The 26,065-nt window shown below is 53.0% G+C and carries 23 protein-coding genes and 2 pseudogenes; 15 read left to right on the forward strand and 10 right to left on the reverse strand.

All coding sequences use genetic code 11. The annotated features are described in order from the left end of the window. Positions 1-4: 4 nt before the first annotated feature. A complete protein-coding gene (locus ACT3RU_RS01210) occupies positions 5-511 on the reverse strand; it encodes a hypothetical protein (protein WP_192526892.1) in 507 nt (168 codons plus the stop codon). Positions 512-616: 105 nt separating this feature from the next. On the opposite strand from ACT3RU_RS01210, the gene ACT3RU_RS01215 reads away from it, so the two are divergent. Beyond that, complete coding sequence (locus ACT3RU_RS01215) at positions 617-1,531, forward strand: AEC family transporter (RefSeq protein WP_192526893.1); 915 nt, start codon at positions 617-619, stop codon at positions 1,529-1,531. Between the two features lie 276 nt (positions 1,532-1,807). Here ACT3RU_RS01215 and trmB read toward each other — a convergent pair whose 3' ends face one another. From trmB to thiS, 3 genes are all read right to left on the reverse strand, one after another. After that, entirely contained in the window at positions 1,808-2,551 is a 744-nt protein-coding gene (trmB, locus tag ACT3RU_RS01220) for a tRNA (guanosine(46)-N7)-methyltransferase TrmB (protein ID WP_192526894.1), read from the reverse strand. A gap of 8 nt (positions 2,552-2,559) precedes the next feature. Then, positions 2,560-3,351: a thiazole synthase gene (locus ACT3RU_RS01225; protein ID WP_087110513.1), complete on the reverse strand. Its 792-nt coding sequence runs from the start codon at positions 3,349-3,351 to the stop codon at positions 2,560-2,562. A 65-nt stretch (positions 3,352-3,416) separates the two neighbouring features. After that, positions 3,417-3,617, reverse strand: coding sequence for a sulfur carrier protein ThiS (gene thiS, locus ACT3RU_RS01230; RefSeq protein ID WP_192526895.1), 201 nt, complete (start codon positions 3,615-3,617; stop codon positions 3,417-3,419). Between the two features lie 161 nt (positions 3,618-3,778). On the opposite strand from thiS, the gene ACT3RU_RS01235 reads away from it, so the two are divergent. After that, positions 3,779-4,156, forward strand: coding sequence for a DUF423 domain-containing protein (locus tag ACT3RU_RS01235; RefSeq protein WP_192526896.1), 378 nt, complete (start codon positions 3,779-3,781; stop codon positions 4,154-4,156). A 69-nt stretch (positions 4,157-4,225) separates the two neighbouring features. On the opposite strand, the gene ACT3RU_RS01240 is transcribed toward ACT3RU_RS01235, so the two are convergent. Further along, positions 4,226-5,275, reverse strand: coding sequence for a LacI family DNA-binding transcriptional regulator (locus ACT3RU_RS01240; protein ID WP_225733713.1), 1,050 nt, complete (start codon positions 5,273-5,275; stop codon positions 4,226-4,228). A gap of 376 nt (positions 5,276-5,651) precedes the next feature. On the opposite strand from ACT3RU_RS01240, the gene ACT3RU_RS01245 reads away from it, so the two are divergent. The 5 genes from ACT3RU_RS01245 (at position 5,652) to ACT3RU_RS01265 (ending at position 11,512) form a co-directional block, all read left to right on the forward strand. Next, the gene (locus ACT3RU_RS01245; RefSeq protein WP_192526932.1) at positions 5,652-6,707 is read left to right on the forward strand and encodes a sugar phosphate isomerase/epimerase family protein; all 1,056 of its coding nucleotides are present in this window, start codon (positions 5,652-5,654) and stop codon (positions 6,705-6,707) included. A 22-nt stretch (positions 6,708-6,729) separates the two neighbouring features. Further along, positions 6,730-7,908: a Gfo/Idh/MocA family protein gene (locus ACT3RU_RS01250; RefSeq protein ID WP_192526897.1), complete on the forward strand. Its 1,179-nt coding sequence runs from the start codon at positions 6,730-6,732 to the stop codon at positions 7,906-7,908. Further along, positions 7,905-9,446 (forward strand): sugar ABC transporter ATP-binding protein, encoded by a 1,542-nt coding sequence (locus ACT3RU_RS01255; protein ID WP_192526898.1) that lies wholly within the window; start codon positions 7,905-7,907, stop codon positions 9,444-9,446. Before ACT3RU_RS01250 ends, ACT3RU_RS01255 begins: the two co-directional genes overlap by 4 nt. Then, positions 9,430-10,422, forward strand: a complete 993-nt coding sequence (locus ACT3RU_RS01260) for an ABC transporter permease (RefSeq protein ID WP_192526899.1) — start codon at positions 9,430-9,432, stop codon at positions 10,420-10,422. Before ACT3RU_RS01255 ends, ACT3RU_RS01260 begins: the two co-directional genes overlap by 17 nt. A 121-nt stretch (positions 10,423-10,543) precedes the next feature. Next, complete coding sequence (locus ACT3RU_RS01265) at positions 10,544-11,512, forward strand: substrate-binding domain-containing protein (RefSeq protein WP_192526900.1); 969 nt, start codon at positions 10,544-10,546, stop codon at positions 11,510-11,512. A gap of 109 nt (positions 11,513-11,621) precedes the next feature. Here the strand turns inward: ACT3RU_RS01265 and ACT3RU_RS01270 are convergent, their stop codons facing one another. Beyond that, positions 11,622-12,035 carry a PaaI family thioesterase gene (locus ACT3RU_RS01270; protein WP_087110530.1) on the reverse strand — a complete coding sequence of 138 codons (414 nt, stop codon included), beginning with the start codon at positions 12,033-12,035 and terminating at the stop codon, positions 11,622-11,624. Positions 12,036-12,103: 68 nt separating this feature from the next. Further along, positions 12,104-14,278, reverse strand: a complete 2,175-nt coding sequence (locus ACT3RU_RS01275) for a malate synthase G (protein ID WP_192526901.1) — start codon at positions 14,276-14,278, stop codon at positions 12,104-12,106. Between the two features lie 182 nt (positions 14,279-14,460). On the opposite strand from ACT3RU_RS01275, the gene ACT3RU_RS01280 reads away from it, so the two are divergent. From ACT3RU_RS01280 to ACT3RU_RS01290, 3 genes are all read left to right on the forward strand, one after another. After that, the gene (locus ACT3RU_RS01280) at positions 14,461-15,459 is read left to right on the forward strand and encodes an alpha/beta hydrolase (protein WP_192526902.1); all 999 of its coding nucleotides are present in this window, start codon (positions 14,461-14,463) and stop codon (positions 15,457-15,459) included. Between the two features lie 23 nt (positions 15,460-15,482). Next, on the forward strand, positions 15,483-16,061 hold the full coding sequence (locus ACT3RU_RS01285; RefSeq protein ID WP_192526903.1) for an NADPH-dependent FMN reductase: 579 nt from the start codon (positions 15,483-15,485) through the stop codon (positions 16,059-16,061). Positions 16,062-16,148: 87 nt separating this feature from the next. Next, the gene (locus ACT3RU_RS01290) at positions 16,149-16,979 is read left to right on the forward strand and encodes a sulfurtransferase (RefSeq protein ID WP_192526904.1); all 831 of its coding nucleotides are present in this window, start codon (positions 16,149-16,151) and stop codon (positions 16,977-16,979) included. A gap of 24 nt (positions 16,980-17,003) precedes the next feature. Here ACT3RU_RS01290 and ACT3RU_RS01295 read toward each other — a convergent pair. After that, positions 17,004-17,360 (reverse strand): annotated as a pseudogene (locus ACT3RU_RS01295) (YifB family Mg chelatase-like AAA ATPase); the annotation flags it as partial. 46 nt (positions 17,361-17,406) lie between these two features. Beyond that, a complete protein-coding gene (locus ACT3RU_RS01300; protein ID WP_192526905.1) occupies positions 17,407-18,702 on the reverse strand; it encodes a hydantoinase/carbamoylase family amidase in 1,296 nt (431 codons plus the stop codon). Between the two features lie 448 nt (positions 18,703-19,150). Between ACT3RU_RS01300 and ACT3RU_RS01305 the strand changes: the two genes are divergently transcribed. The 4 genes from ACT3RU_RS01305 to ACT3RU_RS01320 all read left to right on the forward strand — a co-directional run bounded on the left by ACT3RU_RS01305 (position 19,151) and on the right by ACT3RU_RS01320 (position 24,273). Then, positions 19,151-20,131, forward strand: a complete 981-nt coding sequence (locus ACT3RU_RS01305; protein ID WP_192526906.1) for a TAXI family TRAP transporter solute-binding subunit — start codon at positions 19,151-19,153, stop codon at positions 20,129-20,131. A 138-nt stretch (positions 20,132-20,269) separates the two neighbouring features. After that, on the forward strand, positions 20,270-22,183 hold the full coding sequence (locus ACT3RU_RS01310) for a TRAP transporter permease (protein WP_192526907.1): 1,914 nt from the start codon (positions 20,270-20,272) through the stop codon (positions 22,181-22,183). 794 nt (positions 22,184-22,977) lie between these two features. Beyond that, positions 22,978-23,856 (forward strand): helix-turn-helix domain-containing protein, encoded by an 879-nt coding sequence (locus ACT3RU_RS01315; RefSeq protein ID WP_192526908.1) that lies wholly within the window; start codon positions 22,978-22,980, stop codon positions 23,854-23,856. Between the two features lie 81 nt (positions 23,857-23,937). Then, on the forward strand, positions 23,938-24,273 hold the full coding sequence (locus ACT3RU_RS01320) for a hypothetical protein (protein WP_192526909.1): 336 nt from the start codon (positions 23,938-23,940) through the stop codon (positions 24,271-24,273). Between the two features lie 288 nt (positions 24,274-24,561). Here ACT3RU_RS01320 and ACT3RU_RS01325 read toward each other — a convergent pair. Further along, positions 24,562-25,233, reverse strand: a pseudogene (locus ACT3RU_RS01325) (ATP-binding protein); the annotation flags it as partial. 131 nt (positions 25,234-25,364) lie between these two features. On the opposite strand from ACT3RU_RS01325, the gene ACT3RU_RS01330 reads away from it, so the two are divergent. Next, complete coding sequence (locus ACT3RU_RS01330; protein WP_217990263.1) at positions 25,365-26,054, forward strand: TnsA endonuclease N-terminal domain-containing protein; 690 nt, start codon at positions 25,365-25,367, stop codon at positions 26,052-26,054. Positions 26,055-26,065: the final 11 nt, after the last annotated feature.

Below are 26,065 nucleotides of genomic sequence, written 5' to 3' on the forward strand. Positions count from 1 at the left end.
CTGGCTAGCTCTTCTTTACCACTTCAAAGTCAAACCAGCTCCCCACATCTCCCTCCGGTGTTTCAAGAATCACGCGTGCCCGCCAAGGCGTAGCAGTTTGCACCTCTTTATCCACTTGGCCTTGACCACGAAAACGGCTTGGCGTGATGGCATCCAGCACAAAGCGCTCAATCCTCGAATCTCGATAGCGGTCAACCAAATCCACGTTGACCTGATGGGCTGGAATGCCTTGAATATCGACTTCCAACGGTAAAGCAGCGTGCGCTTCTATAGGGCCGTTGACATCAATATGAAAGGTCAACTGGCGCCCACTGCCCAGTGCGACTGAACAAGGGTGAGCATGGACATCGCAACTGGCGGCGGAAGGGAACCAGGTAACGTGGCTGTTATCGTGATATTGATGAAAAAATAGGTACCATGTAGACATCGCCAGTGCTAAACCGGTGACTAAAATCAGCACCTTGAGTCCCTGTAAACCTGAAAAACCAGCAGTTTTAGGTAGTATCTTCATGGCAGAATACCGCTACGCAGGCCGTGAGGCGGGGTGTCGTTTCATGGTAACAGTAAACGTGTCGATGTCGTTGTGCTGTGATGTCGCAGTCACTAAGGAAAACCCATGGAGAGTATTACCGCTGCGTTAGGGCCCCTGTTCCTACTCATTCTATTAGGAGCGGGCATGGGCTACTGGCGCTGGCCCGGTGCAGATTTTTGGCCGCAAATGGAGCGGCTAATTTACTTTGTGCTTTTCCCGGCCATGCTGGTGGGAACGCTGGCCACCGCCGATGTCAGCCAGGTACCGGTAGGGCGCTTGGCCCTGGTGCTATTAGGCGCCATTGCGTTTTTTGGGCTGCTGATCTGGTGGTTTCGCCATTGGCTACAGCTAACGCCTGCAGCGTTTACCTCGGTGTTTCAAGGTGCGGTGCGCTTTAACACCTATGTAGGTGTAGCGGGGGCCGCGGCATTGCATGGCGAGTTAGGTGCAACCACGGCAGCGGTTGCCGTGGCGCTGATGGTGCCCGTGGTGAACATCATGTGTGTGGCAAGTTTTGTGGCTGCCGGCACATTAGGCAGTGCGAGCATGGGTAAAAGCGTCATGGCGCTGGTGAAAAACCCGCTGATCCTCGCCTGCCTGGCAGGCATAGGATTAAACCTGAGCGGCATTGGCCTGCCAGGGTGGAGTGAGGACACCGTCGGCCTGCTAGGGCGTGCCGCGCTACCACTAGGGCTGGTTGCCGTGGGGGTGGCACTACGCCCGGCCGCGCTGTTACGCATTGACCGTGGCCTACTAGCGACCAACAGCGTCAAATTGTTACTAATGCCAGCGCTGGTATTGGTGCTGGCGTGGGCGCTAGGCCTGGATACCGTTAGCCGGGACGTGGCGCTGCTGTTTGCAGCACTTCCCACGGCAACCTCGGCCTATATTCTGGCCCGCCAGTTAGGTGGTGACGCTGAGCTAATGGCAGCCATTATCACCGGTCAAACGCTACTCGCCATGCTCACGCTTCCGCTCTGGTTACAGCTTGCAGGGTAAGATGTAAAAATAAATAAAAAGTATTCGCATTTGTATTGACGGGTTAAATGATAATGATTATATTGTGCTTGTAGCGTTTAATGAGTCGCTACAGACCACGACAGCGAGCCGCCAGTTTGTTGTCATGGTTTCTCCCTCTCATTGCTAGTCACGGTCTTTTGCCACTCCTTTGGAGTGGCTTTCTTTTTTTGTGCACCTTTAAATGATTGAGTCCACTGTGAATGACCGCCAGCGAGAGCTTTACGCTGAAGGCCTTCTCTTAAAAGTGGTTGTAACTTACGCCTCACGCCGATAAATCAGATCCCACACGCCATGGCCGAGCTTCTCGCCACGGGCTTCGAACTTGGTCAGCGGGCGGAAGGCGGGGCGGGGCACATAGGGCGCCGTGTCAGTATCGGCCGTGTTGGCATAGCCGGGGGCAACTTCCATTACCTCAGACATCCACTCGGCATAGGCTTCCCAGTCGGTCGCCATATGGAAAGTGCCGCCGGGTTCTAAGCGGGTGCGAATCAGCTCGACAAACGCGGGCTGCACAATGCGCCGTTTGTGGTGCTTTTTCTTCGGCCAAGGGTCGGGGAAGAATAGCTGCACGGTGGTGAGTGAGTCTTTTGGCAGGCACTTCTCCAGCACGGCTAGGGCGTCTTCCTTGTAGATGCGCAGATTGGTCAGGCCGCGCTTGTCCACTTCATCAAGCAGCTTGCCGACGCCTGGTGAATGCACTTCAATGCCGATAAAATCGGTGTCTGGGTGGGTTTCTGCCTGCTCGATCAGCGAGTTACCCATGCCGAAGCCGATTTCAACCACGCGGGGGGCTTCCCGGCCAAACAGCGCGGACAGGTCCTGCAGGCCGTCATCAATCGTCAGGCCAAAGCGCGGCCATACGTCTTCAAGGCCCCGGTTCTGGGCCTGAGTCATGCGCCCGGCACGGATTACATAGCTTTTAATACCACGACGATGCAGCGGCGCTTCAGAATTTTCTGGCCCGGTTGAGGGCTCATCGGTACTTTTAATATCAGTCATAAAATCTCTTAACCGTTAATGCGGCCAGCAAAAGGTGATGAAGGGTCTGCCGTTTGGCGGCGCGGCATGCGCCCGGCCAGGAACGCATCGCGCCCGGCTTCGACGGCGCTCTTCATGGCGCGCGCCATGCGCAGCGGTTCGCGTGCATGGGCAATAGCCGTATTCAGCAGTACGCCGTCGCACCCCAACTCCATGGCCATAGCGGCATCGGATGCCGTGCCGATACCGGCATCCACCAGCACCGGTACGCTGCTTTGTTCCACAATCAGGCGTACGTTGTGCGGATTCTGAATGCCGTGGCCTGAACCAATCAGCGAGCCCAGCGGCATGATGGCGCAGCAACCCATGGCTTCAAGCTCACGTGCCACAATGGGGTCGTCGCTGGTGTACACCATGACGTCAAAGCCATCGGCTAACAGCGTCTCGGCGGCTTTCAGGGTTTCGACGACGTTGGGGTAGAGCGTGGTCTCATCGCCCAGCACTTCCAGCTTGACCAGCTTGTGTCCGTCAAGCAGTTCGCGGGCCAGGCGACAGGTGCGTACGGCGTCTTTGGCGGTATAGCAGCCTGCCGTGTTGGGTAGCAGGGTATAGCGCGACGGCGAAATCACGTCGAGCAGGTTGGGTCCGGCTTCCTGGCCCAGATTGGTACGGCGTACGGCAAAGGTGACAATCTCGGCGCCACTTTCGGCAATCGCCGCGCCGGTCTCGTCGAAGTCTTTATATTTGCCGGTGCCGACTAGCAGGCGAGAGCTAAAATTACGTCCGGCGATAGTAAACGGCGCATCGTTTTGAAGTGTCATAGCGAATCCTGGATAAAGCGCATGAAATAGGGCGTAGCCAGTAAAAGAGGCATGCGAGCTGCGGGCTAGCCACCGCCAATGGCGTGCACCACTTCGACCTGGTCATCTTCGGCCAAGGGAGTGATGGCTAGCTGGCTGCGTGGCACAATCTCTTCGTTGATCTCCACCGCGACCCGCCGACCCGTAAGCGCCAATTGGTCGATTAGATCCGCAGCCGTCTGGCCCGCTTCCAGCGTGTAAGGCTCGCCATTGAGTTGAATGTGCATAAGGGCGTCTCGTCTATCGAGGCATAGGGTCTATAAGAGTTAGGGCTAACCCTAGCGAAATACCAAAAAGTGCCTCTATTGTAGCGGTTTCCTGCGGCGCAAGGTATGCCGAGTCGCATGCTTGCTTATCGTGACGCGTTAACATCTTGAAAGGAGCAGCAATGCAACGTAGCGAACGAATCATTTGGTGCCTGGTAGCGCTCTCCGGAGCTATCACGGTCATGGTGGGCGCGTATGCTGCTCATGGTCTGACTGCGCGCGTTTCGGCGGAGTTGGTGCACGCGGCCGAAACCGGCGTGCGCTACCAGGCTTGGCACACGCTAGCGATAATGGCGGTACTGGTCGGTCAGCGCGTGCTTGGTTTCAAGGGCTGGCAGTGGCCAGTTGCGCTGTGGGGGTTGGGCATGGTGGCTTTCTCCGGCTCGCTTTATGCCATGGCGATGGCCGGTTTGAATGCAGGCATCGTGACGCCTATTGGTGGCGTTTTACTGATTGCCGGGTGGCTGATGCTGGCGGTGGCGGTACTAAGAAGTCCTTAACCAAGAAGCCCCGGTAGATCCGCGAGCTCGTCGAGTTGGGTATTTGCAGGCAACTAACACCGGGCCTTTTTACGGCTGACCTTTAAGCCGCCCGGTGCTTTTACGCACGATCAGGTGGCTGCTTAGCGTCTGATGCCGGATGGCCTGCTCGCCGCGTAACAGGTGAAGCAGAAGCTGCATGGCCTGCTGACCGATGTCATTACGCGGCTGGCTAATGGTCGTCAGCTCCGGGTCGCAGTACTCGCTCAAGCCAATATTATCAAAGCCGACGACCGACAGCTGGTCGGGCACACTTATGCCCAACTGGCGGGCGGCTTTCAGCACGCCAACCGCCATCTCGTCACTATGACAAAAAATCGCGGTAGGCCGGGGCGTTTTCCCCTCCAGTAGTGCTAGCCCCTGCTGATACCCCGAGCGAAATCCAAAGTTACCCTCTGCAATACGCGCTTCATTGCTCAACTGATGGGCCGCAAGCGTATCGCGATAGCCGCGGTTTCGTTCCTGGCAAATAGGGTTGTTCGCCGGGCCAGAAAGTGTGGCAATACGTCGATGGCCGAGCGACACCAGATAATCAATCGCCTGGCAGCTGGCCTGATGGTTATCGACGGCAATTAACGGCAGGTCGATATCGCTAAAAAACTCACAGGCCATGACCAGCGGAAAGCTCGCCTGGCCATCCGCCTGCTTGACCAGCGCTCTGGGGATCTCTGAGGTCATCAGCACGATACCATCGGCCTGATTGGTCGAAAGTAGCCGAAAATAGGCCTCTGCGCGCGCCGGGTCGTGTTCGCAGTCACCAATCAGTATCTGGTAGCCCGCCTGATGGGCAACATCTTCCATGCCGCTAATAATTTCGGAGAAGAACGGATTCGAAATATCCGGCAAGAGCGCCACGATGGTTTTGGACTCCGCTCGGCGCAAGTTGCGTGCGGCAATGTTGGGCGAATAACCCACCTGAGCAATTGCCTGGTTCACCCGCTTTCGGGTAGCATCGCTGACTTTTTCAGGCGTTGCCAAGGCGCGTGATACGGTGGCTGTTGAACAGCCCGCCGCTTTCGCCACGTCTTTAATCGTCGGCACGCTATGCGGCTGTTTGCTCGTTACCGGGGTGTTAAGCATTGAACGATAATCCTGAAAAAACGCGCCTGAAAGCGGGCGGTTAAAGACAATTTTGGCGCCCTACTAGCTAAAATGTAAATGTTTACATCCAAATTCTAGCAGTGCTAACCACAACATTTAAACGCACCTTTACTATTAGCGCGTTAATTATGTGACTATTTATTCCCTTTTTTTATTTATTCTTTAGTCTAAATTATAAATGCTTACCGAGAGGTTTAAGATGTAAAGCCCTTTTGCAGCAGTGCGTTATCCATTTTATATTCCCCTTTTTTACGCGCTTGACCGATGTACGTTGCTCTGCTGAAATGTAATCCATTACATTGCGTCTTTCAGGCTGGTTGCTGACGCTAAAACAACAAAACAAATGAGGTCGATGATGAAGACCCTTAAAGGGCCCGCGCTCTTTCTAGCCCAGTATATTGGTGATCAACCGCCTTTTGATAGCCTGGAGAATATTGCTCGCTGGGCATCGGAACTGGGCTTTAAAGCAATTCAAATGCCCACGCTGGATAAGCGGTTTTTTGATCTTGAGAGAGCGGCAGAAAGCCAGGTGTATTGCCAGGAAGTGCAGGCGACTTTAGCGCAATATGACTTGGAAATTTGCGAGCTTTCGACGCATTTGCAGGGCCAATTGGTGGCCGTGCATCCGGTTTATGACAGCCTGTTTGATGGCTTCGCCCCGCCTGAACTGCACGGCGACCCGGTCGCGCGCCAAGCCTGGGCTGTCGAACAGCTAAAGCTTGCTGCCCAGGCCAGCGCCAATCTGGGTTTGAAGGCCCATGCCACGTTCTCCGGCTCGCTGCTTTGGCCGTTTCTTTACCCGTGGCCGCAGCGCCCCGCAGGGCTGGTTGAAGAGGGTTTTGCCGAGCTTGCCAAACGCTGGCGCCCTATTCTGGATGCCTTCGATGCGGCGGGTGTGGACTTATGTTTTGAGATACATCCCGGTGAAGACCTGCACGATGGCGCGACCTTTGAGCGTTTTCTAGCCGCAGTGGACCATCACCCGCGCTGCTGCATGCTGTATGACCCTTCGCACTTAGTGCTCCAGCAGCTTGATCACCTTGCCTTTCTTGACCGCTATCACCCCTATATCCACATGTTTCATGTCAAGGATGCCGAGTTTCATCCTACCGCCCAGCAGGGCGTTTACGGCGGCTACACTTCTTGGGTCGAGCGGGCAGGCCGCTTTCGCTCCTTGGGCGACGGGCAGGTGGATTTCAAAGCGGTGTTCTCGAAACTGGCCCAGTACGATTTTGATGGCTGGGCAGTCATCGAGTGGGAGTGCGCGCTCAAACATCCTGAGCAGGGCGCGGCGGAAGGCGTCACGTTCGTGAACGAGCACATCATTCAGGTGACCGACCGCGCGTTTGATGATTTTGCCGATACCGGAACGGATCGCCAGGCCAACCGCACGCTGCTGGGCCTCGGTTAAATTAACGCTCAGGGATTACTTCATGACAATAATCAATAACACGCCGCGCAGACTTCGCCTCGCCATGATAGGCGGCGGCCAGGGGGCTTTTATCGGCGGTGTGCACCGTATGGCGGCGCGCCTGGACGACCGTTTTGAGCTGGTAGCCGGGGCTTTTTCATCCCAGGCCGAGCGCAACCTGGCGACCGCCAGCGAGTTAGGTATTGATGAGCAGCGTTGCTATACCGACTACGCCGCGCTGTTGGCAGGCGAAGCCGCTCGTGAAGATGGTGCGCAGGTCGTGGCGATTGTGACGCCTAACCACCTGCATTACCCGGCGGCGCTGGCAAGCCTGGAAGCGGGCTTTCACGTGGTGTGTGAAAAACCCATGACGTTCAGCGTTGAGGAAGCCGAACAGCTGGCGCAAGCGGCTGAGAAAAGCGCTCGCCACTTTGTATTAATGCACAACTATGCGGGTTATCCACTGGTTCAGCATGCCCGTGAACTGATTGCCGAAGGCGTGCTGGGGCAGCTTCGCCATGTACAGGTCGAGTATATTCAGGAGTGGTTAAGCGAACCCCCGGAAGCTGATAACCGCCAGGCTGCCTGGCGGCTAGACCCTGCTCAGGCAGGGGCGGCGGGCTGCTTGGGTGATATTGGCGTGCACGCGTTTCAGTTGGCCCAGTTTATAAGCGGCCAGCGCGTCAGTGAGGTCAGCGCTGAGCTGGTGACCGCCGTGCCGGGGCGGGCGTTGGACGATAACGTTCAGGCGCTGCTGCGCTTCAATGGCGGTGCGCGAGGCATGCTGTGGGCAAGCCAGACGGCCGCTGGTTATGAGAACGCGCTAACCATTCGCATCATCGGTGAGAAAGCCAGCCTGCAATGGGCTCAGGAGCAGCCCAACGAGCTGTGGCTGAAACCGCTTAATGGGCCAAGCCAGCGCTTAACGCGGCGCGATGACTGGCTAAGCGCGAATATCGCTCAAGGCGTGCGTGTGCCGGGCGGGCATCCGGAAGGCTACATTGAAGCCTTTGCCAACCTGTATCAGGCGCTGGCCGATGGGTACACATCAGGCGAGTACCCATCCTGGTTGCCCGGCATTGAAGACGGTGTGGATGGCATGCGCTTTATTGCCGCCGCGATTACCTCACACGAGGCGGAGGGTAGCTGGACGCCGCTGCATCTGAGTAAAGCGTCAGGCGCTTCTGGGGGCGCCCCATGAGTGAGCCTATTTTAAAGCTTGAAGGGATCGGTAAAGCCTTCGGCCCCGTTCAAGTACTGAATGATATTTCCCTTTCCGTTATGCCGGGCGAAGTGCTGGGTATTCTGGGGGAAAATGGCGCCGGAAAATCCACTCTGTTAAAGATCATCAGCGGTATTTACACGCCAACGGTGGGTGCGATTCACCTGAATGGCCAGATATTCAGCGCATTGGATCCGATTACGGCGCGTTCTCACGGCGTGGCGATGATCCCCCAAGAATTCAATTTAATCCCCACGCTGCGTGTTTACGAAAATGTCTTTCTCGGCCAGGAAGTACGCCGTCATGGTTTTCTTGACCACGCAGGCATGCGTAAACGCACCCAGCAACTGCTCAGCTCGCTAGAAGTGGACCTGGACCCTGAACTTCCCATCGAGCGGCTAAGCGTTGCCCAAAAGCAGATGGTAGAAGTGGCCAGGGTGCTGGTTAACGACGCGCGACTGCTGATTCTGGATGAGCCCACCACGGTGCTGACCGACCGCGAAGTCGCAGTGCTGTTTAACGTGGTGCGCGCGCTGGTCGCCAAGGGCGTCACGATTCTGTTTATTTCTCACAAGCTAAAAGAGGTCAAAGACCTCTGTGACCGGCTGCTGATTTTACGGGACGGCCAACAAGTAGAACTGTGCGAGACCGCGGCGCTTAATGAAGAGGACATGGCGCGCAAAATGGTTGGGCGTGAGCTGTCACAAATTTACCCTGAGAAGCTTGCGCAACGTGCTGACAATACGCCGCCCGCGCTGCGTGTGCAGGGTTTAAGCCTTAAAGGCAAGCTCAAGGACATCAACCTTGAAGTACGCCGTGGCGAAGTGTTGGGACTTGCCGGGTTAGTAGGTGCGGGGCGCACCGAAATTGCTGAAACCATCATGGGGCTGCACCGTAAAGAGCAGGGCGAGATATTTATCGATGGCGAGCTTGTTGATCTTCGGTCACCCAGCGAAGCCCACGCCCACGGCTTGGCGTATCTGTCGGAAGACCGCCAGGGTAAGGGGCTGATTCTCTCGTTTAACGTCATGCAGAACATTACCGCCCTTAGCCTGAAACGCTATGTGCGCGGGTTTATCAAACATCGCGCTGAACGGCGTCAAGCTGAACATTACCAGCAGCGCTTGGCCATCAAGGCATCCAACCTCGCGGCGCCGGTGAGCCTGTTGAGCGGTGGTAACCAGCAGAAGGTTTACTTCTCGAAGCTGCTTGATATTGAGCCCGATATCCTGATGCTCGATGAGCCCACCCGCGGCATCGACATCAGCGCCAAACAGCAGATTTACCGGTTGATTCGCGACCTTACCGAACAAAATAAAGCTGTTGTCGTGATCTCCTCTGAGCTTGAAGAGGTCATTGGTATTGCGGATCGGGTGTTAGTGATTCGCGAGGGGCAAATAGCCGTTGAGCTTAACGGTGACGAGATCAATGAAGAACAAATAATGCTGTATGCCGCTGGCGCACGGCAGCACGCCAACCGTGAACAAGTGGGGAATCAAGATGGCTCAACCGCCTAATACCAAGACAATGGGGAGCGTTGCACGCCAAGGCCTGCGCAGGCTGCCCCTTAACGCGACGATTCTGGCCCCGCTGGTGGCGCTGATTTTGCTGTTCGTGGTGTCGTCCATCGCCAGCGAATATTTTCTTAATACGCGCAATATTTCCAACGTAATGCGCCAGGTCTCCTATACCGGCATTATCGCTATCGGCATGACCTTTGTGATTATCGCCGGCGGGATCGATCTGTCGGTGGGGTCGATGGTGGCGCTGGTGGGCGTGGTTATCCTGTATATCGTCAATAGCATTAGTGACCCCATTCAGGCGGTGCTTCTCGGCCTGTTGGCCGCTATCGCTGCGGGCGGGTTGTTAGGGCTATTCAACGGCCTGTTAGTCACCCGAGGGCGCATAGCGGCCTTTGTGGTAACGCTTGCCAGTATGTCGATTTTTCGTTCGCTGGCGCTCTACTTCACCGATGCAGCAGTGGTTTCTACCCCCAATCCGCACTTCTCAAGCGTGGGCGGCGGCTTTTTGCTGGGCATTCCGGTTCCGGTGATCGTGTTCTTTGGTTTGGCGATCATCGCTCATGTGTTGCTGTTTCATACCCCTTACGGGCGGCATGTGTGCGCGGTGGGCGCTAATCCTCAGGTAGCACGCTATTCGGGCATCCGGGTTGAGCGCATTGTGCTCTCCACCTTTGTGATTGCGGGCATTTGCGTGGGGCTTTCGGCCATCATGCTGACCTCGCGGCTCAACTCGGTAAGCCCGAGTGATGCGGGCTACTTTTATGAGTTGGATGCTATTGCCGCCGTTGTCATAGGAGGCACGGCGCTTTCCGGTGGGCGCGGCTCGATATGGGGCACGGTCATCGGCGCGCTGATTCTAGGCATTATCAACAATATGCTTAACCTGACCGGCGTTTCCCCTTATTTGCAGGGGCTGGTCAAGGGCGGCGTCATTTTGCTGGCGGTACTGCTGCAGTACAAGCGTGCCTGACTTGTAAAAGCGGACGTTAAAAACGGTCTTTTCGGTCGCTATGCCCAAACAGGGCCGACGATCACACTGGGCGGGGTTGGCTCGCCCATCCACGATGTACGTTAGAAAGGGAGCAATAACAATGACACTATCACGCCTTTTCAAGACTGCCGCGCTGGCAACGGCCATAGCGAGTACGTCCAGCCTGGCGCTGGCCGATGACTACCATATTGGCGTCACCGTGCCGTCCGCTGACCATGGCTGGACCGCAGGCCTTTTATGGTGGGCACAGCAAGCCGCCAACGACCTAAGTGAGGAGTATCCGGATGTCAGTTTTACGGTACTTTCCGCCAACTCCGGCACGGCCCAGGTCTCTAACGTGGAAGATTTGATGATCCGCAACCTGGATGCGCTGGTCATTCTTCCCCACGACCCGGCAACGCTTCAGGCGGTTATTTCTGAAGCCTACGATGAAGGCATCTATACCGTTGTGGTGGACCGCGAGCTTGAAACGCCTGCGCAAAACGTCTTTATTGCGGGCGATAACCCAGGCTTAGGCGAGCACGCCGCGCGTTATATCGCTGAAGAGTTGGGCGGCGAGGGCAATATTCTGGTGCTGGAAGGCCCGCCCATCCCCATCAACAGCCAGCGTGTCGATGCCTTTAACCGGGTGATGGAAAACTACCCCAACATCAATATCCTGGCCTCTCAAACGACCAACTGGAACCCACAGCAGGCGCTTAGCGTAACGGAAGACCTGCTGGGCAGTAACCCGGAAGTAGATGCCATTTGGGCGGGTGACGATGACGTATTGATCTCGGCGCTTCAGGCGGTTGATGAAAACAACCGCGACGATATCCAACTGATTGTGGGCGGTGGCGGTTCTCAGCGCGTGATTGAAATGATCCGTGACGAGCACCCGATGGTTAAAGGCACCGTTACCTATCCGCCGAACATGATTGCCTCTGCCATGGCGCTAGCGGTACACGGCGTGAAAGGCGAGCATCTGGGCGATATGTACCACGGCGTACCTTCACGGCTCATCCTTAACGCTGACCTGATCACCCTCGACAATGTAGAAGAGTACTACGAGCCAGAAGCCGCTTACTAAGCTACCTGGCCGCTAAACGCCCCGGCCCCAGGCTACTTGATAGCCAGGGCCCGGGGCGTTTTTTTGCAAGCCATTCTCTACGATCACTGCTTACCCCGTTTGTCGGCTGCTACGTAGCGGGCAAGGCATAGCTTGCGGTGGCGTGCACAACTGGGCGACGTTCATCGGCCGCGGAGAATATCTGCACTTCACCCACCGCTAAACGGCGGCCCAGCTTGATCAGCCTGGCGTGAGCGATAATGTCATGCTCGCCTGAAGCGGCGCGCAGGAAATGGCAGTTGAAATCACTGGTGACTGCCATGGGTTCAGGGCCGATTTGGGCCAGAATCGCCACGTACAGCGCCACATCGGCAAAGCCCATCATCGTAGGGCCGCTTACTCGGGGGCCAGGGCGTAGATGCTCATAACCTACCGTTAAGCGCATCGTGGCACACATCTCGCCCACGCTCTCAATTCTGCCCATTCGCTGGGGGAACACTTCATCTAAAAAGTGCTCGATCTGTTCGACAGTCATGATGGTCATTGTTGTTGTCCTTCATAAAAAAAGCCCCAAGGCATATGCCTTAGGGCTAGTTGTACCATAAAACGAATTTACTTCGATTTATGCACCTGGCGCCACTCGTGAAGCAGCGGCTCGGTGTAGCCCGACGGCTGTACGCGGCCTTTGAAGATCAGATCAGAGGCGGCCTTGAACGCGGTGGAGTCCTCAAAGTGACTGCTCATGGCGGTGTAAGTGGGGTCGCCTGCGTTTTGCTCATCGACCACTTTCGCCATGCGTTTGAGGGTTTCCTCTACGCGCGGCGCATCCACAATGCCGTGATGCAGCCAGTTGGCGATGTGCTGGCTAGAAATACGCAGCGTGGCGCGGTCTTCCATCAGGCCTACATCGTGAATATCCGGCACTTTGGAGCAGCCCACGCCGTGCTCTACCCAGCGCACCACGTAACCCAGAATGCCTTGGCAGTTGTTATCCAGCTCTTGCTGAATCTCGTCATCTGACCAGCTAGGGTTTTCCGCCACCGGGACGCTGAGCAAATCATCCAGGAAGTCGGGCTCGCCCAGCGCTTCAAACTCGCGCTGAACGTCGGTGACATTCACCTGGTGATAGTGCAACGCATGTAGGGTAGCGGCCGTGGGTGAAGGTACCCAAGCGGTGTTGGCGCCGGCTTTTGGATGGCCGATTTTCTGTTCCAGCATGTTGTGCATTAAATCGGGCATGGCCCACATGCCTTTACCGATCTGGGCGCGACCGCGTAGACCGCAGGCAAGGCCTACCTGCACGTTGCTCTTCTCGTAGGCGGTAATCCATGCGGCGGACTTCATGTCGCCCTTGCGGACCATGGGGCCTGCTTCCATGGCGGTGTGCATCTCATCGCCGGTGCGGTCCAGGAAGCCGGTGTTGATGAACGCCACGCGTGAAGAGGCCTCGGCAATACACGCCTTGAGGTTGACCGTGGTGCGGCGCTCTTCGTCCATGATGCCCATCTTTAGGGTGTCGCGGCTCATGCCAAGGATATCTTCTACGCGGCCAAACAGCTCGTTGGCAAACGCAGCCTCTGCAGGGCCGTGCATCTTCGGCTTGACGATATACACCGAGCCGGTACGCGAGTTGCGTGGCTGGTCGGCATCTTTTTTAAGATCGTGCAGTGCCAGCAATGAGGTCACCACCGCATCAAGAATACCTTCTGGAAGCTCGTTGCCCTCCTCATCCAGAATCGCGGGTGTGGTCATCAAATGGCCCACATTACGCACAAACATCAGCGAACGGCCGGGAAGGGTCACCTTGCCGCCTTCGGTGGTGTTCCAGGTGCGGTCAGCGTGCAGCTTACGGGTGAAGGTTTTACCGCCCTTGTCGATGTTCTCTTCCAGATCGCCCTTCATCAGGCCGAGCCAGTTGCTATAAACGCCTACCTTGTCTTCGGCATCCACGGCGGCCACGGAGTCTTCGCAATCCATAATGGTGGTGAGTGCGGCTTCAACGACCACATCTTTTACGCCCGCTGGGTCGGTTTTACCAATGGCGTGACTGGCATCAATCTGGATTTCCAGGTGCAGGCCATTATTGGCTAGCAGAATCGTCTCAGGAGCGGACGTTTCACCGGTAAAGCCAATTAGCTTGCCGGAATCTTTTAGCCCAGTTTCCCGGCCGCCTTCCAGCGTAACGACCAAATGGCCGTCACGAATTGTGTAGTTAACCGCGTCGCGGTGAGAGCCGGTGGCCAGCGGCGCGGCACGGTCCAGAACGCCTCGCGCATAGGCAATGACTTTAGCGCCGCGTTTGGGGTTAAAGCTTGTGCCTTTTTCCGCGCCGTCTTCCTCGGAAATAGCGTCGGTGCCATAGAGCGCGTCATAAAGACTGCCCCAGCGCGCATTCGCCGCATTCAGGGCGTAGCGGGCGTTACTTACCGGCACCACCAGCTGTGGACCTGCCTGTATGGCAACTTCGCGGTCGACATTGGCGGTGGTCGCCTTTACGTTGGAAGGAAGGTCGGCCAGGTAGCCGATCTCTTTCAAAAAGGCCCGGTAGGCTGGCATGTCGCTAACGGGGCCGGGGTTCTCACGATGCCATGCATCAATTTTTTCTTGCAGCGCATCACGCTCTGCTAGCAATTGTTTATTTTTTGGGGTCAGATCATGGAACAGGGCATCGACACCGGCCCAGAAGGCGCTTTCATCAACACCCGTGCCAGGTAGTGCCTGCTCGTTAATAAAGCGGTCCAGCTCGGCGGCCACCTGCAAACGGTGGCGCGTGATACGCTCGCTCATGGGGTTTCTCCTGTGAAGGTGCCCGTGGGTGATGGATGGCCACGGCCAGTGTAAAATAAGAGCAAAACACATTTATGGAAAATACTTCCATAACTGTGTGGGCATGTAAACAGCGTAGACGTTAAAGCGGCACAATGCTCGACCAAATGATAAGAAAGCAGGGCGCTCATAGAGAGGTTTGGATGCAGGATTTCCAACAGCTGGAAGGTTTGTTTCGGCAAACGGCAGGCGAATCAGCCTTTTCCCGATTAGTGCCGGGTGAAGCGCTGTGGGACGTCGTGAAGGGCTATTTTCTGCATTATGGTCTGGAAGCACTCTTTGAAAGCACCGATGAGGTACATGCAGGTTTTATCGATACTGGCCGCTTTGCCTTGTGGTGCCAGGTGTGGAGCCCACCCAATCCATCAGGAACAGCCTTTGTGGTGCACGGCTACTTTGACCATTTAGGCCTTTATCGTCACCTGTTAACGCACCTGTTGGCCAAGGGCTGGCGGGTAGTGCTATGGGACCTGCCGGGTCATGGGCTTTCGAGTGGCCCGCGCGCAGAGATTGAAGATTTTGACGACTATCAGCACTGCCTCACCTACATGCAAAACACCCTGATCACGCTAGGCATAGCTCCCAGGCCGTGGTTGGGTGTTGGGCAGAGTACCGGGGGGGCGATTCTTGCAACCGACGCACTCACCCGGCGCGAAGAGGCCGGTTGGGATGGCCTGGTGCTGCTCGCGCCGTTGGTACGCCCTTGGCGGTGGACTCAGGCGAGTTGGATGCACCTTATCGCTAGCCCGTTCTTGAAGGATATTCCGCGTAAATTTCGGCCCAACTCAACCGACGAAGCGTTTACCGAATTTCTGCGTGATCACGACCCACTGCAGCCCGAGCGCTTAAGTGTGGCGTGGGTAAGTGCCATGCGGCGCTGGATGCCACGCCTGCTCGCGCTTGAGCCTGTCGACGTGCCAACATTGATTTTGCAGGGTGAGCAGGATTTAACGGTTGATTGGCAGTGGAACCTGACCGTTTTAGCACAAAAATTTACCGCCGCCGAGATTCACTACCATCCGGAAGCACGCCACCATTTAGTTAACGAAGCAGCGCCGATCCGCGAGGCCTTGTTTAGCGCTATCAACATATTTATTGACCAGATGCCTGACGGGCCGCACGCGCCTGCCGACCCTCAATAGCCTGTCATTAAGGAGCCCATCGAATGAGCGTAGTACCCAAGGTATTAGTATTTGCTGGAAGCAGTCGTCAGGATTCACTTAACAAACAGCTGGCGCGGCTGGCGGCCAAGCGTATTGAGGCGCTGGGCGGCGTCGCCACGTTTGTGGATTTGAAAGACTACCCGTGCCCCCTGTTTGATGAGGACATTGAAACCCAAGGCGTTCCGGAGAACGTGCTTAAACTGCGCGAGTTGCTGGCTGATCACCAGGCACTGATTATCGCCTCGCCGGAATACAACGGCTTTATCACCCCACTTTTGAAGAACACGCTGGACTGGCTATCACGCCCTTATGAAGACACGCCGGGCCTGGCACTTTACTCAGGCAAATGGGCCGCGCTGGTCTCGGCCTCGCCTGGTGGGTTAGGTGGCATTCGCGCGATGCCGCTGGCCCAACAGCTGCTCGCCAATCTGGGCTTGATCGTACTGCCCCAACCCATGTCGCTCTCCAAAGCGCACACGGCTTTTGATGAAACGGGTACGTTTATTGAAGAAGCTAATAGCAAAAAACTGGATGCGCTCTGCCAGCGGCTGGTGGATATTCTGGCGCGTGTGAAGGATTAGGTTTTTTTAGCTACGTTATTTTAAATAAGCCTTTTCAACCAGGCACCCTTCAATAGCCTACCCAACTGTCTCAAGGGAGTTTTACGCATGTCAGATATTCTGATGAGTGCCAATGACCTGTTGGACCGCCTGGCGAGTGATGTTCCACCCACGGTGCTGGATGCGTCGCTGCCCAATAGCCCCGTTGCGGCTCATGTGCCGGAAGATGATCGAAAAATACCCGGTTCACTTGAGTTTGATATCGAGAAGGTCTTTTCCGACCGGGAGGCGGTATTTCCGCATACGCTGCCCTCGAAAGAGGCACTGGAAGCGGCGTGCCAAGGCCTCGGCTTGACCCCTGATGATGAGATAGTGATTTATGATAATCGGGGTGTTTACTCCTCCCCGCGTGCCTATTGGTTGCTCACTCAAGCGGGCTTCAAGCATGTAAAGCTGCTGGATGGTGGCTTGCCTCACTGGCTCTCGCTGTCGCTGCCGGTGCAGCACGGTTATTCCGTGCCAGCGCCGCTGTCCTCCCGCCCTGTGCTAAAGGCCAACGAAAGCGTGGTCAGTGTGGACGAGGTCTACGACAATATTCCGCAGCAGCGCTTTAAGCTGGTGGATGCCCGAAGTGCCGAGCGCTTTTCAGGGGCCGGCCCCGAGCCCCGTCCGGAATTTCCCAGTGGGCATATCCCGTCCTCTTTTAATCTGCCGTTTACCGAGCTCTTGGATAACGGATACTTCAAGAGCCGGGAAGAGATTTCAGAGCTCATGCGCAGCAAAGAGCTTTACCCTTCGGACCACCTGACCTTCAGCTGTGGCTCCGGCATCACCGCCTGCATTGTGTGGGTAGCCGCGGAGTTGGCCGGGTACGAGCACCTTTCGCTGTTCGATGGTTCATGGACGGCGTGGGTGATGAGCGGCCGCCACGAGGGTTGATGGCAGGCCTTTTTTCATACGCTTTCAACTTTTTCTTAACAGCCTGTCCAACTGTCGATAGCCAATGGCTTCAATTAAATGCGGCTGGGCAGGTTTGGGTTTGCCTTCCAGATCCGCCAGCGTCAGCGCCACGCGCAGCACGCGGTGGTAGACGCGGGCGGAGAGTTTGAGCTTTTCCAGAATGCTGGCAAGCCAGGCGCGTTCCTCGTCGTTCAAGTCGCAGGCGGCTTCCAGGGCTTTACCGCTTAACTGGCTATTGAGTGCGCCGCGTACCATTTGGCGCTCTCTTGCGGCCATCACTCGCTCGCGCACGGCTTCCGATGATTTACCCTGAGTTTGGGCGATGAGTTGTTCGGGCGTTAGAGCGGGGACTTCGACCCTGTATTAATATAGCCGAGAAGCAGCCCAGTGGAGAGCCAGGCAGTGCTTACCAATCAGTGATCGCTTTAAAGAGAATATCAGTGCCTTTGATAAGGTCGTCCACATCCATGGCTTCTCGTGGGTTGTGAGAACCATGGGCATTACGTACGAAGACCATGCCTGACGGAATACCGGCATTGGCAAATATGGCGGCGTCGTGTCCAGCACCAGAAGGCAGCTTATGTGGTTTGATGCCACAATCTTCGGCGGCGAGAGAGAGACGTTCGATGACGTTGTCATGCATGCGGGCTGGTGCGGTATCGGTTCTATCATCGAAGGTAAAAGTAACCCCATGTTGGTGCGCAACTTCCTCACATTCCGTACGGAAACGTTGGTAGAAAGTTTCCAGCGTATCAGTTGCCTGACTGCGTGCCTCAAAAGCGAACGTCAACATCCCCGGAATACGGCTGATAGCATGCTCTTTCGGATCGGTACCCACCATTCCAATGGTGACGACAAGATCCTTTTTCTCTTCGAGAAAGGCGCGCCAGTGTTCATCCAAGCGGTTCACTAGATCGCCGAAGGCAAACACCGCATCTTTTCGCAAAGTGCGTGGGATAGCGCCTGAATGTCCTGCTTCGCCTTGGCACACGATACGAGTGTGGCGCACATTGCCGCGTATACCGGAGACGATGGCCGCTGGCCATTGCTGCTCTATCATCACTGGTCCCTGCTCGATGTGTAACTCGAGATAGCTTTTGGCAATTTGCGGGTCGAATAAGGATTTTCCTAATTGAATAGGCGCAAGATTGATACCGACGCCTTCCATTGCGGTGGCCAAAGTGCTACCGGAGCCGCTCGACTTCGCAGACAGGTCATGCTCGTCGAGCATGCCGAAAAGCGCGCGTGAGCCTATATTGGCGCGCCCATAAAAAGCACTTTCTTCTCCTCGCAACATTAATAAGCGCACAGGGGTGGCCAATGGCGGTTGCACCTGCTGAAGGCGAATGAGACAAAGCAGCCCCGCGACGATTCCCGCCGCTCCATCATAGTTTCCGCCTTTGGGTACTGAGTCGGCATGGGAGCCTATATAGTGCCCCGCACGATGTCCATCATCCTCGGGCATTCGGACGACAATGTTGCTTGCACTATCGGATAAAACTTCCAACTGATGAGCAGTAGCCACGGCAGAAAAAATCTTTAATGCGGCATCTTCACCGCTAGAGTAGCACTCTCGAGTGATTCCTTCTTCGTCGGAAGTTTCGTTAGCCAGCTCATGGAAAATTGCTTCGGCCAATGCGTTTTCAGAGGAAAACCCCGTCCAGTCGACGTAGCTGAAATAGCGGGTGGAAGAGGAACTCATAATATAGTCTCCTTGTTGTTGAGCACGCTCATACCATCCATAACTGACTACGTGACCAACCATATCTGCGAATTTATCTTAAAAGATACTTATCTCATTTTTTAGATAATGAGATTGTCTGTTAAATTTGTCAATTCGTATTGATGCTCTTTAATATCAATGCAATTAAAAGCGAGCCCTTTACGTTAACAGAGAGATGCCTTATCCATAGGGGGGACTTCGATACTTTCCATGTCCTCAAAAGAGGATTAACTAATGAGCACTTTTTTAGTGCATTTATTATAAATTTAACTTTTTTTGCACCAAATTGGATCAATAATGATGTTGTCGAGTGGTCTTTATGGTTCCTTTTCTACATAAGTCTATATTAATAAACATTTTCTTTTTTTTTGGAATTTTCTTTGCTTTTGTATTTGAGAAACATTTTAAAATTTGAGGTTAATTAAAAATGAAAAAGATCCATTGGACTTACAGCGTTGCTGTTGTGTCAGGAGTCATACTTGGCGTGACCAGCCTTACCGCATCGGCAAAAGAGTTCATCTCTATCGGGGGAGGAGGAACTGGGGGCACTTTTAACACTCTTGCAAGTGGCGTTGCATCCCGTATGAATGACACCTTTGATGATGTGCGGTTCACGGTTGAAGGCTCGGCGGGCTCTACCGAAAACATTCGGCGTATTGGTTCGGGTGATCTGCAGATGGGTATTACGTTCACAGGCGATTCCTATCTTGCCGCGAACGGACTTGAGGATTTCGCTGAAACGGGGACAGTCGACAATGTGCGGTTTTTAGGATTTGTTTTCAGCGCCGTATCGCAACTTGTAACCACTGCTGATTCAGGAATCGAATCTATCGCCGACCTGGAAGGTCACCGCATTTCTGTTGGTAGCGCCGGGTCTGGTACGGCTCAAACCATGGATCGTATCCTGGAGTACTTCGATCTTGAGGATCGTGTCAGTACAAGTTATATCAATGGATCGCAATCTTCCGACCAGCTGCGCAATGGCCAACTTGATGCCTATCATGGGCAGTGGGGGGTTCCTGCGGGCGCAATCGTCGATACCACTTCGAGCCTTGATGCCAAGTTAATTAGCACGTACGACGAACTAAAAGACGCCGATTTTTTCGATGCCTACCCATTTTACAGCGAAGCGATTATTCCGGCTGGTAGTTATTCCGGTATTGACTATGACGTCAAATCGATCCGCGACATTGGTATTCTCGTGGCCAGTGAAGACGTAAGCGACGATCTTGCTTATCGTATATTGGAGAGTCTGTATAGCGAAGAAGGACTCGAACACATGCGTGCGGTGAGCAATACCACACGGGAAATGAGTCTCGAAAACGGAGTGAGTGGCGGCAACTTCATTCCGTTGCATCCAGGCGCAGAGCAGTTTTGGCGTGATCAAGGCATTGAACTTCCTCAATAACATTTTAAGTACGTTCTTATCATTAAGTCACTGAAAGAAAGGTGGTAGCTAAAAGCGACGCTTTTGTTACTACCTTTTCTCGCTCAGGATGCCTTGGTAAAGAGTGCGTAGGCTACTAACTCAGAGTAGGTCGAATACATGTTGCGGAAAAACGAAAAGATACGCAGCGAACGTGATGATGGCACAGTAAATATTGACGGGCTGCAGTCGCCATGGCGCATTATTATCAAGCTGCTTGCTGCGTTTATGAGTGCTTTCTACCTTTATAGCGCCGCTTTTGGTGCAGCCGACATGCAATACCATCTAGGCGTTTTTGTGGCTCTCACCTTCGCACTGGTCTTCATAACGTATCCCACACGAAGAGGTACATCTAAAAGCGCGCCAAGCCTTCTTGATATAGGGCTGGCGGGACTGGCTCTGGTCGTGTGTGGATATTTCATGCTCTATTACCCAGATATAACACGCCGGCTGGGAGCAGAGACACAGGCCGATTTGTTATGCGGACTTATTCTTTTAGTTCTCTCCATCGAGATGGCGCGGCGAGTGCATGGTTGGATGCTGCCCGGTATCGCGATAGCGTTTATCCTTTTCACGATATTTGGGCGCAGTATGCCTGATGTGATCTCGCATCGCGGCTTTTCGCTAGAGCGCATCGCGTTATTCAATTTCATTTCGGAAGATGGGCTTTTCGGAATGATCGCTCGAGTGTTCGTTAACTACGTAATCGTTTTTATTTTTTTTGGTGCCTTTCTCTCGGCATCCGGTACCGGCGCTTTTTTCATTGATATAGCGACGGCGTTAGCGGGTAAGCGCACTGGGGGCCCTGCCAAAGTCTCGATTGTTGCTTCAATGCTATTGGGTTCCATTTCTGGTAGTGCGATTGCCAATACCGTCACTACTGGTTCTTTGACAATTCCCTTGATGAAAAAAACGGGATATCCCAAAGAAACGGCGGGGGCTATTGAAGCATCGGCATCTATCGGGGGTATGTTTTTGCCGCCCGTTATGGGCGCGGGCGTCTTTATCATGGTAGAGCTAACTGGCATTCCTTATCAGACGCTCATTGCAGTCTCCATCGTGCCCGCGATCCTTTATTTTGCCAGTATCTGGTGGGCCGTTCATTTTGAGGCCAAGCGATTAGGTCTTCGTGGCCTGTCAGATGACGAGGTGCCAAAGGTCAGGTCAGTTCTACGCAAACGGGGCATTCTGAGTTTGCCTCTGCTCTTGGTAATTGCATTGCTTGTCTATGGGTTTACACCAGCATTTGCCGCTTTTTGGGGTGTGCTGGCAACAATCCCTTGCTCATGGGGGACAAAAGAAACGAGGATGGGAATCGGCGATATCTATGCTGCACTTTATCAAGGCGGGCTTAGTACGCTGGTTATCGGTTCTATCGTGGGCGTCATTTCCATTATTTTGGGAATGATTAGCTTGACCGGAATGGCCCAAGAGTTCACCTCGATATTCCTCTCGGTTTCAAGCGGTAATCTGCTTCTAGCGATCATTCTGATCGCTCTCGCGAGCCTAGTGATCGGTATGGGATTGCCGGTAACGGCCTCTTACATCGTAATAGCAGTGTTGGCGGTACCAGCCTTGAACGAGCTGGGCGTTGCATTGATTGCCGCTCACATGATTGTTTACTGGCTAAGTCAGGACTCAAATATTACGCCTCCAGTATGTATTGCCGCATATGCTGGAGCTGCAATTGCAAAAGCAGATCCATTTACGACCGGCGTAAGGGCAATGAAATTATCAAAAATGCTCTACATTATGCCCTTGCTGTTTGCCTTTTCACCCATGTTGATGAATGGAGAGCCATTCGATATTGCGGTTGTATGGCTGTCCGCCTTGATAGGAGTGTTTCTACAAGGTGCCGTAAGTGCGGGTTACTTTCGCACCAAAACGAATATCAGTCAGCGAATCCTATTGTTAATCGCAATGGTGTTGTGCTATTGGCCAAACGTTTGGACAACGGTGTTGGGTATCATCATGTCCGGCGTGGTTTACCTGTGGCAACGGTCGCAATATTATCAATCGTCTTATTCAAGATAACGGTAGCTAATACCTTTAGCGGTCGTTAAAAATGGGGGCTTGTAAAGTAGCCCCCATTTCGTAAGCGAAGCGTAGAAGTTAGTATTACAGTGTAACCTTGAATATGACCTGTATTGAGGTGCCATATCCTTTGAGCGAAATATGATAGCGTTTACCGTCGTAGCCGTCTCGGCCAGCTTTATTAGAAGATGAGATCTCTTCTCTGGCAGAAAATACTATCGAGTTTTATGGCCCTTGATCAGCATTGCTTGGTTGGCTAGGTACGATATTACGACATCAGCTTAATATAGGTTATTACGAGATATTGATATTATTTTTTATGGTAACTGTTTTGATGTTTAGCTTCTTTATGAGCTTCACGTGCAAGCAGGTAGCATCAGGCTACGCTTATCGCATCGGCACAGCATCGATATTGTCGATTTCCTGGTCGTAAATCCGGCGATGGTGATGAAAAAACCATTGGTTGATCAGCTGCCTGGATATATCTTATTGATCGTGTATGCCAAAAGCCGACTCTTTATCATGGTACAAGGCTTCCAGTGCACACTATATTGCCACACGTGTTATCTTTCCTTGAGACAAAGTGCGCAAAAATCATATATTATGATAAGTGTCTCATTCTGATATAAAAGGCGGCCGTTGGGAGCCCGAAATGTGTGATTCTAAATATTTATTTGGTAAGCCTTATCACGCCTTCGTTATGCGAAAGTACATTGAGATTTTAATGTATGTTGCTCGATACATCGGGTTCAAGGCCATGCCCCCTATATCTTATAATAAGAAGGCTTTTGGGTATGTCTGAAAAATTTAATGATATTGGAGATAGGCTGCGTGCTTTTCGGCTGGGTAGTAATATACCGCCTGAAATTATAGCAGATAAAATCGGTGTTTCAAGGGCGGCGCTATATCGTTATGAAAAGGGCGCACTTCCTAAGCTTGAGACCTTGGAAAAAATATCCGAGGTTTTATCCGTTTCAATGACGACCCTTTTAGGCGTCGGTGTGGAATATCTATCGTCTTGTGTCAGCTTTATGGAACGCATGCGGCAAATAGAAGTCGAAACACGCCATATTTCAGCAATGTTTGGTCCCATTGCCTATTTATTGACAACGCCACAGTATGATGAAGTTTTAAACGATGTTCTGAAAGAAAGTCTACCTGATGATCTAAAAAAATGCTCAGAGACTTTAAAAGTCGTAGATAATATCATGAATGTCCTAAGGGAGAGAAAGAGAAACTATATGCTCAAGAAGCCTGGGTTTTTAAGCCTAATGTCTGCTTCTGAACTTCAGCGCTTCGTTGGGAATGGGTTTGTTGGAACATATAATCTTGATAATCAGTTGGTTAAAAAAAGAATCGTTATTGCTAAAAATGAGGTGGAGCATATTATCGGTTTAATCGAAGATCAGCCAATCGGTGTTCAAGTGGGATTGCTGAAAGACACAATGCCAAACTCCTCTTTTCAAATATTCAAACAACCAAAAAGAGACACTATTGCAACAAGTCCATTTACACTAGGGGATCTTCCTAATGTTAGATTAGGGGTTGCGATGATCACGTCGGCACCAGAGGCTGTCAAACTTCATACTGATATTACTAGCGATATTTGGGGGCGTTCGCTGAAAGGAACAAAAGCTATTGATTATATAAGGAAAAATATTTTAATTGATTAATTTCATTGGTTAAGGCGTATTTTTATAAATCGAGTTGTTCTTTATGGCAACTTAATAAGTAGAGTTTAAATGGAGGTTGATATGAAATTTATTGACGCTATCGAAAAGTTTGAAAATTTTCCGGCTTGCACAGATGCCTTCGTAAAGCTAAAGAAAGATATGAACGAGCTGATTATAAATGATCCGGATTATGCAGCTGTTTATCTTGTGATTCATGATTTTTCTAAAAAACATCACTTTTATTATGAGGATCAGGCCGTCTCGCCAGAGGTTTCCGATAGTGCTAAAAAGCAAATGATTGAGTATTTAACCCGGCTTAAAGAGCTTGTTTCAAACCGAAATAGAGAAGCGGCTTTTATCGCACTTAGTGCTATTTCTCATGACTATTTCACTCAAGGCCGTGTTCTAGAGCCTTAAATTTAAACGGTATGGGCGGATTCCGCATCCTTCCTGATTATCCAAGCGCATTATGGCGGATGAATGAATACTTTGCTTAATATTTGTACGATAGGCAAGGATACTCATAGCTTGGGTAGAGTGTTCTGACCAGGTCCCATGGGTAGTAGGCAATCTTTGATCTTGATTTCGCTTGAATGGATGTTGGGGAGCTGGGCCATGTTTCACCACTTCCTGCGCAAGCTAAACAGCGATCTAAAAAATCAAACGAGGTGCTGCTACAGACAAACCAGAGTTCAAACGCCCCTCTCAGGCCCCCTTCAACAGCCTATCCAGCTGTCGATAGCCAATGGCCTCAATCAAGTGCGCCTGAGTGGGTTTGGGCTCCCCCTGTAAATCAGCCAGCGTCAGCGCCACGCGCAGCACGCGGTGGTAGGCGCGGGCGGAGAGTTTGAGCTTTTCCAGCACGCTGGCAAGCCAAGCGCGCTCCTCATCGTTCAAGTCGCAGGCGGCTTCCAGGGCTTTACCGCTTAACTGGCTGTTGAGTGCGCCGCGCACCATTTGGCGCTCTCTTGCGGCCATCACCCGCTCGCGCACGGCTTCTGAAGATTCGCCCTGGGTCTGGGCGGTAAGTTGTTCGGGCGGAAGAGCGGGGACTTCGACCTGTAGATCAATACGGTCCAGCAGCGGGCCGGAAAGCCGCGCCTGGTAGCGCTGAATCTGGCTGGCGGTGCACTGGCAACGCTGGCGTGGGTCGCCTAAATGCCCACAGGGGCAAGGATTCATTGCGGCTACCAATTGAAACTGAGCAGGATACCGGCGTTCATGATTGGCGCGGGCCAAATGTATTTCGCCCGTTTCCAGTGGTTGCCTTAAAACTTCTAACACGTTGCGGGAAAACTCCGGCAGTTCGTCTAAAAAAAGCACACCATGATGGGCAAGCGAGATTTCCCCTGGTTTGGGTTTTGAGCCGCTGTGAATTCCACTAAAAACAGCTACTAATGCTATACTGGAACAATATCTTACGTTATTTTCGACAAGTAAATACGCTACTAATTGACACCAATATAAGCGACTGGGTGTTAAAATCACAAATATATAGGCGACTGAATATGAATCGGCCTGTTAGAGTTATTGGAACTAACCGAAGGAGCCTTACTGGGCAGGTTTCTTTCTTACGAGGAAGCACTTGCAATTTTGAGTCATCATTAGAGCGCGATTTCCTGATGATCCTCGATTTTGATCCGTTGGTCGCTACGGTTTGTGAGCAGCCGCTAACCCTTAAGTATCAAGATGATGATCGAAAAAGGCGTCAGTACACGCCCGATATGCTCGTGACTTACTCGGATGAAGCGGCGCCGATTCTGTATGAGGTTAAGTATCGCGAAGATTTGAGAGAAAATTGGCACATTATGAAGCCTAAATTTCAGGCAGCTATACGCTATTGCAAGCAGCAAGGTTGGGGCTTTCGCATTGTGACTGAGCGAGAGATTAGAGGCACTGGCCTATTGAACAATGCACGATTTCTAAGGGCCTATAGGGACTTGGCAGAGGACTCGGCTACCGCTACTCACTTGGCTAGAACCCTTGCCGTGCTCGGTGAAACAACACCTGAAATTCTACTTACAGCTGCTTATGCGAATGAGGAAAAGCGTATGTGTGCGCTTAGTTGTTTATGGCAAATGATCGCTATAGGCCGTGTTCATGCTGACCTCATACGCCCATTAAACATGTCCAGCCCCATATGGATTACTAACGGAGAAGGTTTCTTATGGCTACAGAGCCCGCTTTTCTATCGGTAACTACTGGGTCT

It is taken from the genome of Halomonas sp. TP35, from assembly GCF_052375975.1.
Lineage (GTDB): Bacteria > Pseudomonadota > Gammaproteobacteria > Pseudomonadales > Halomonadaceae > Vreelandella > Vreelandella citrativorans.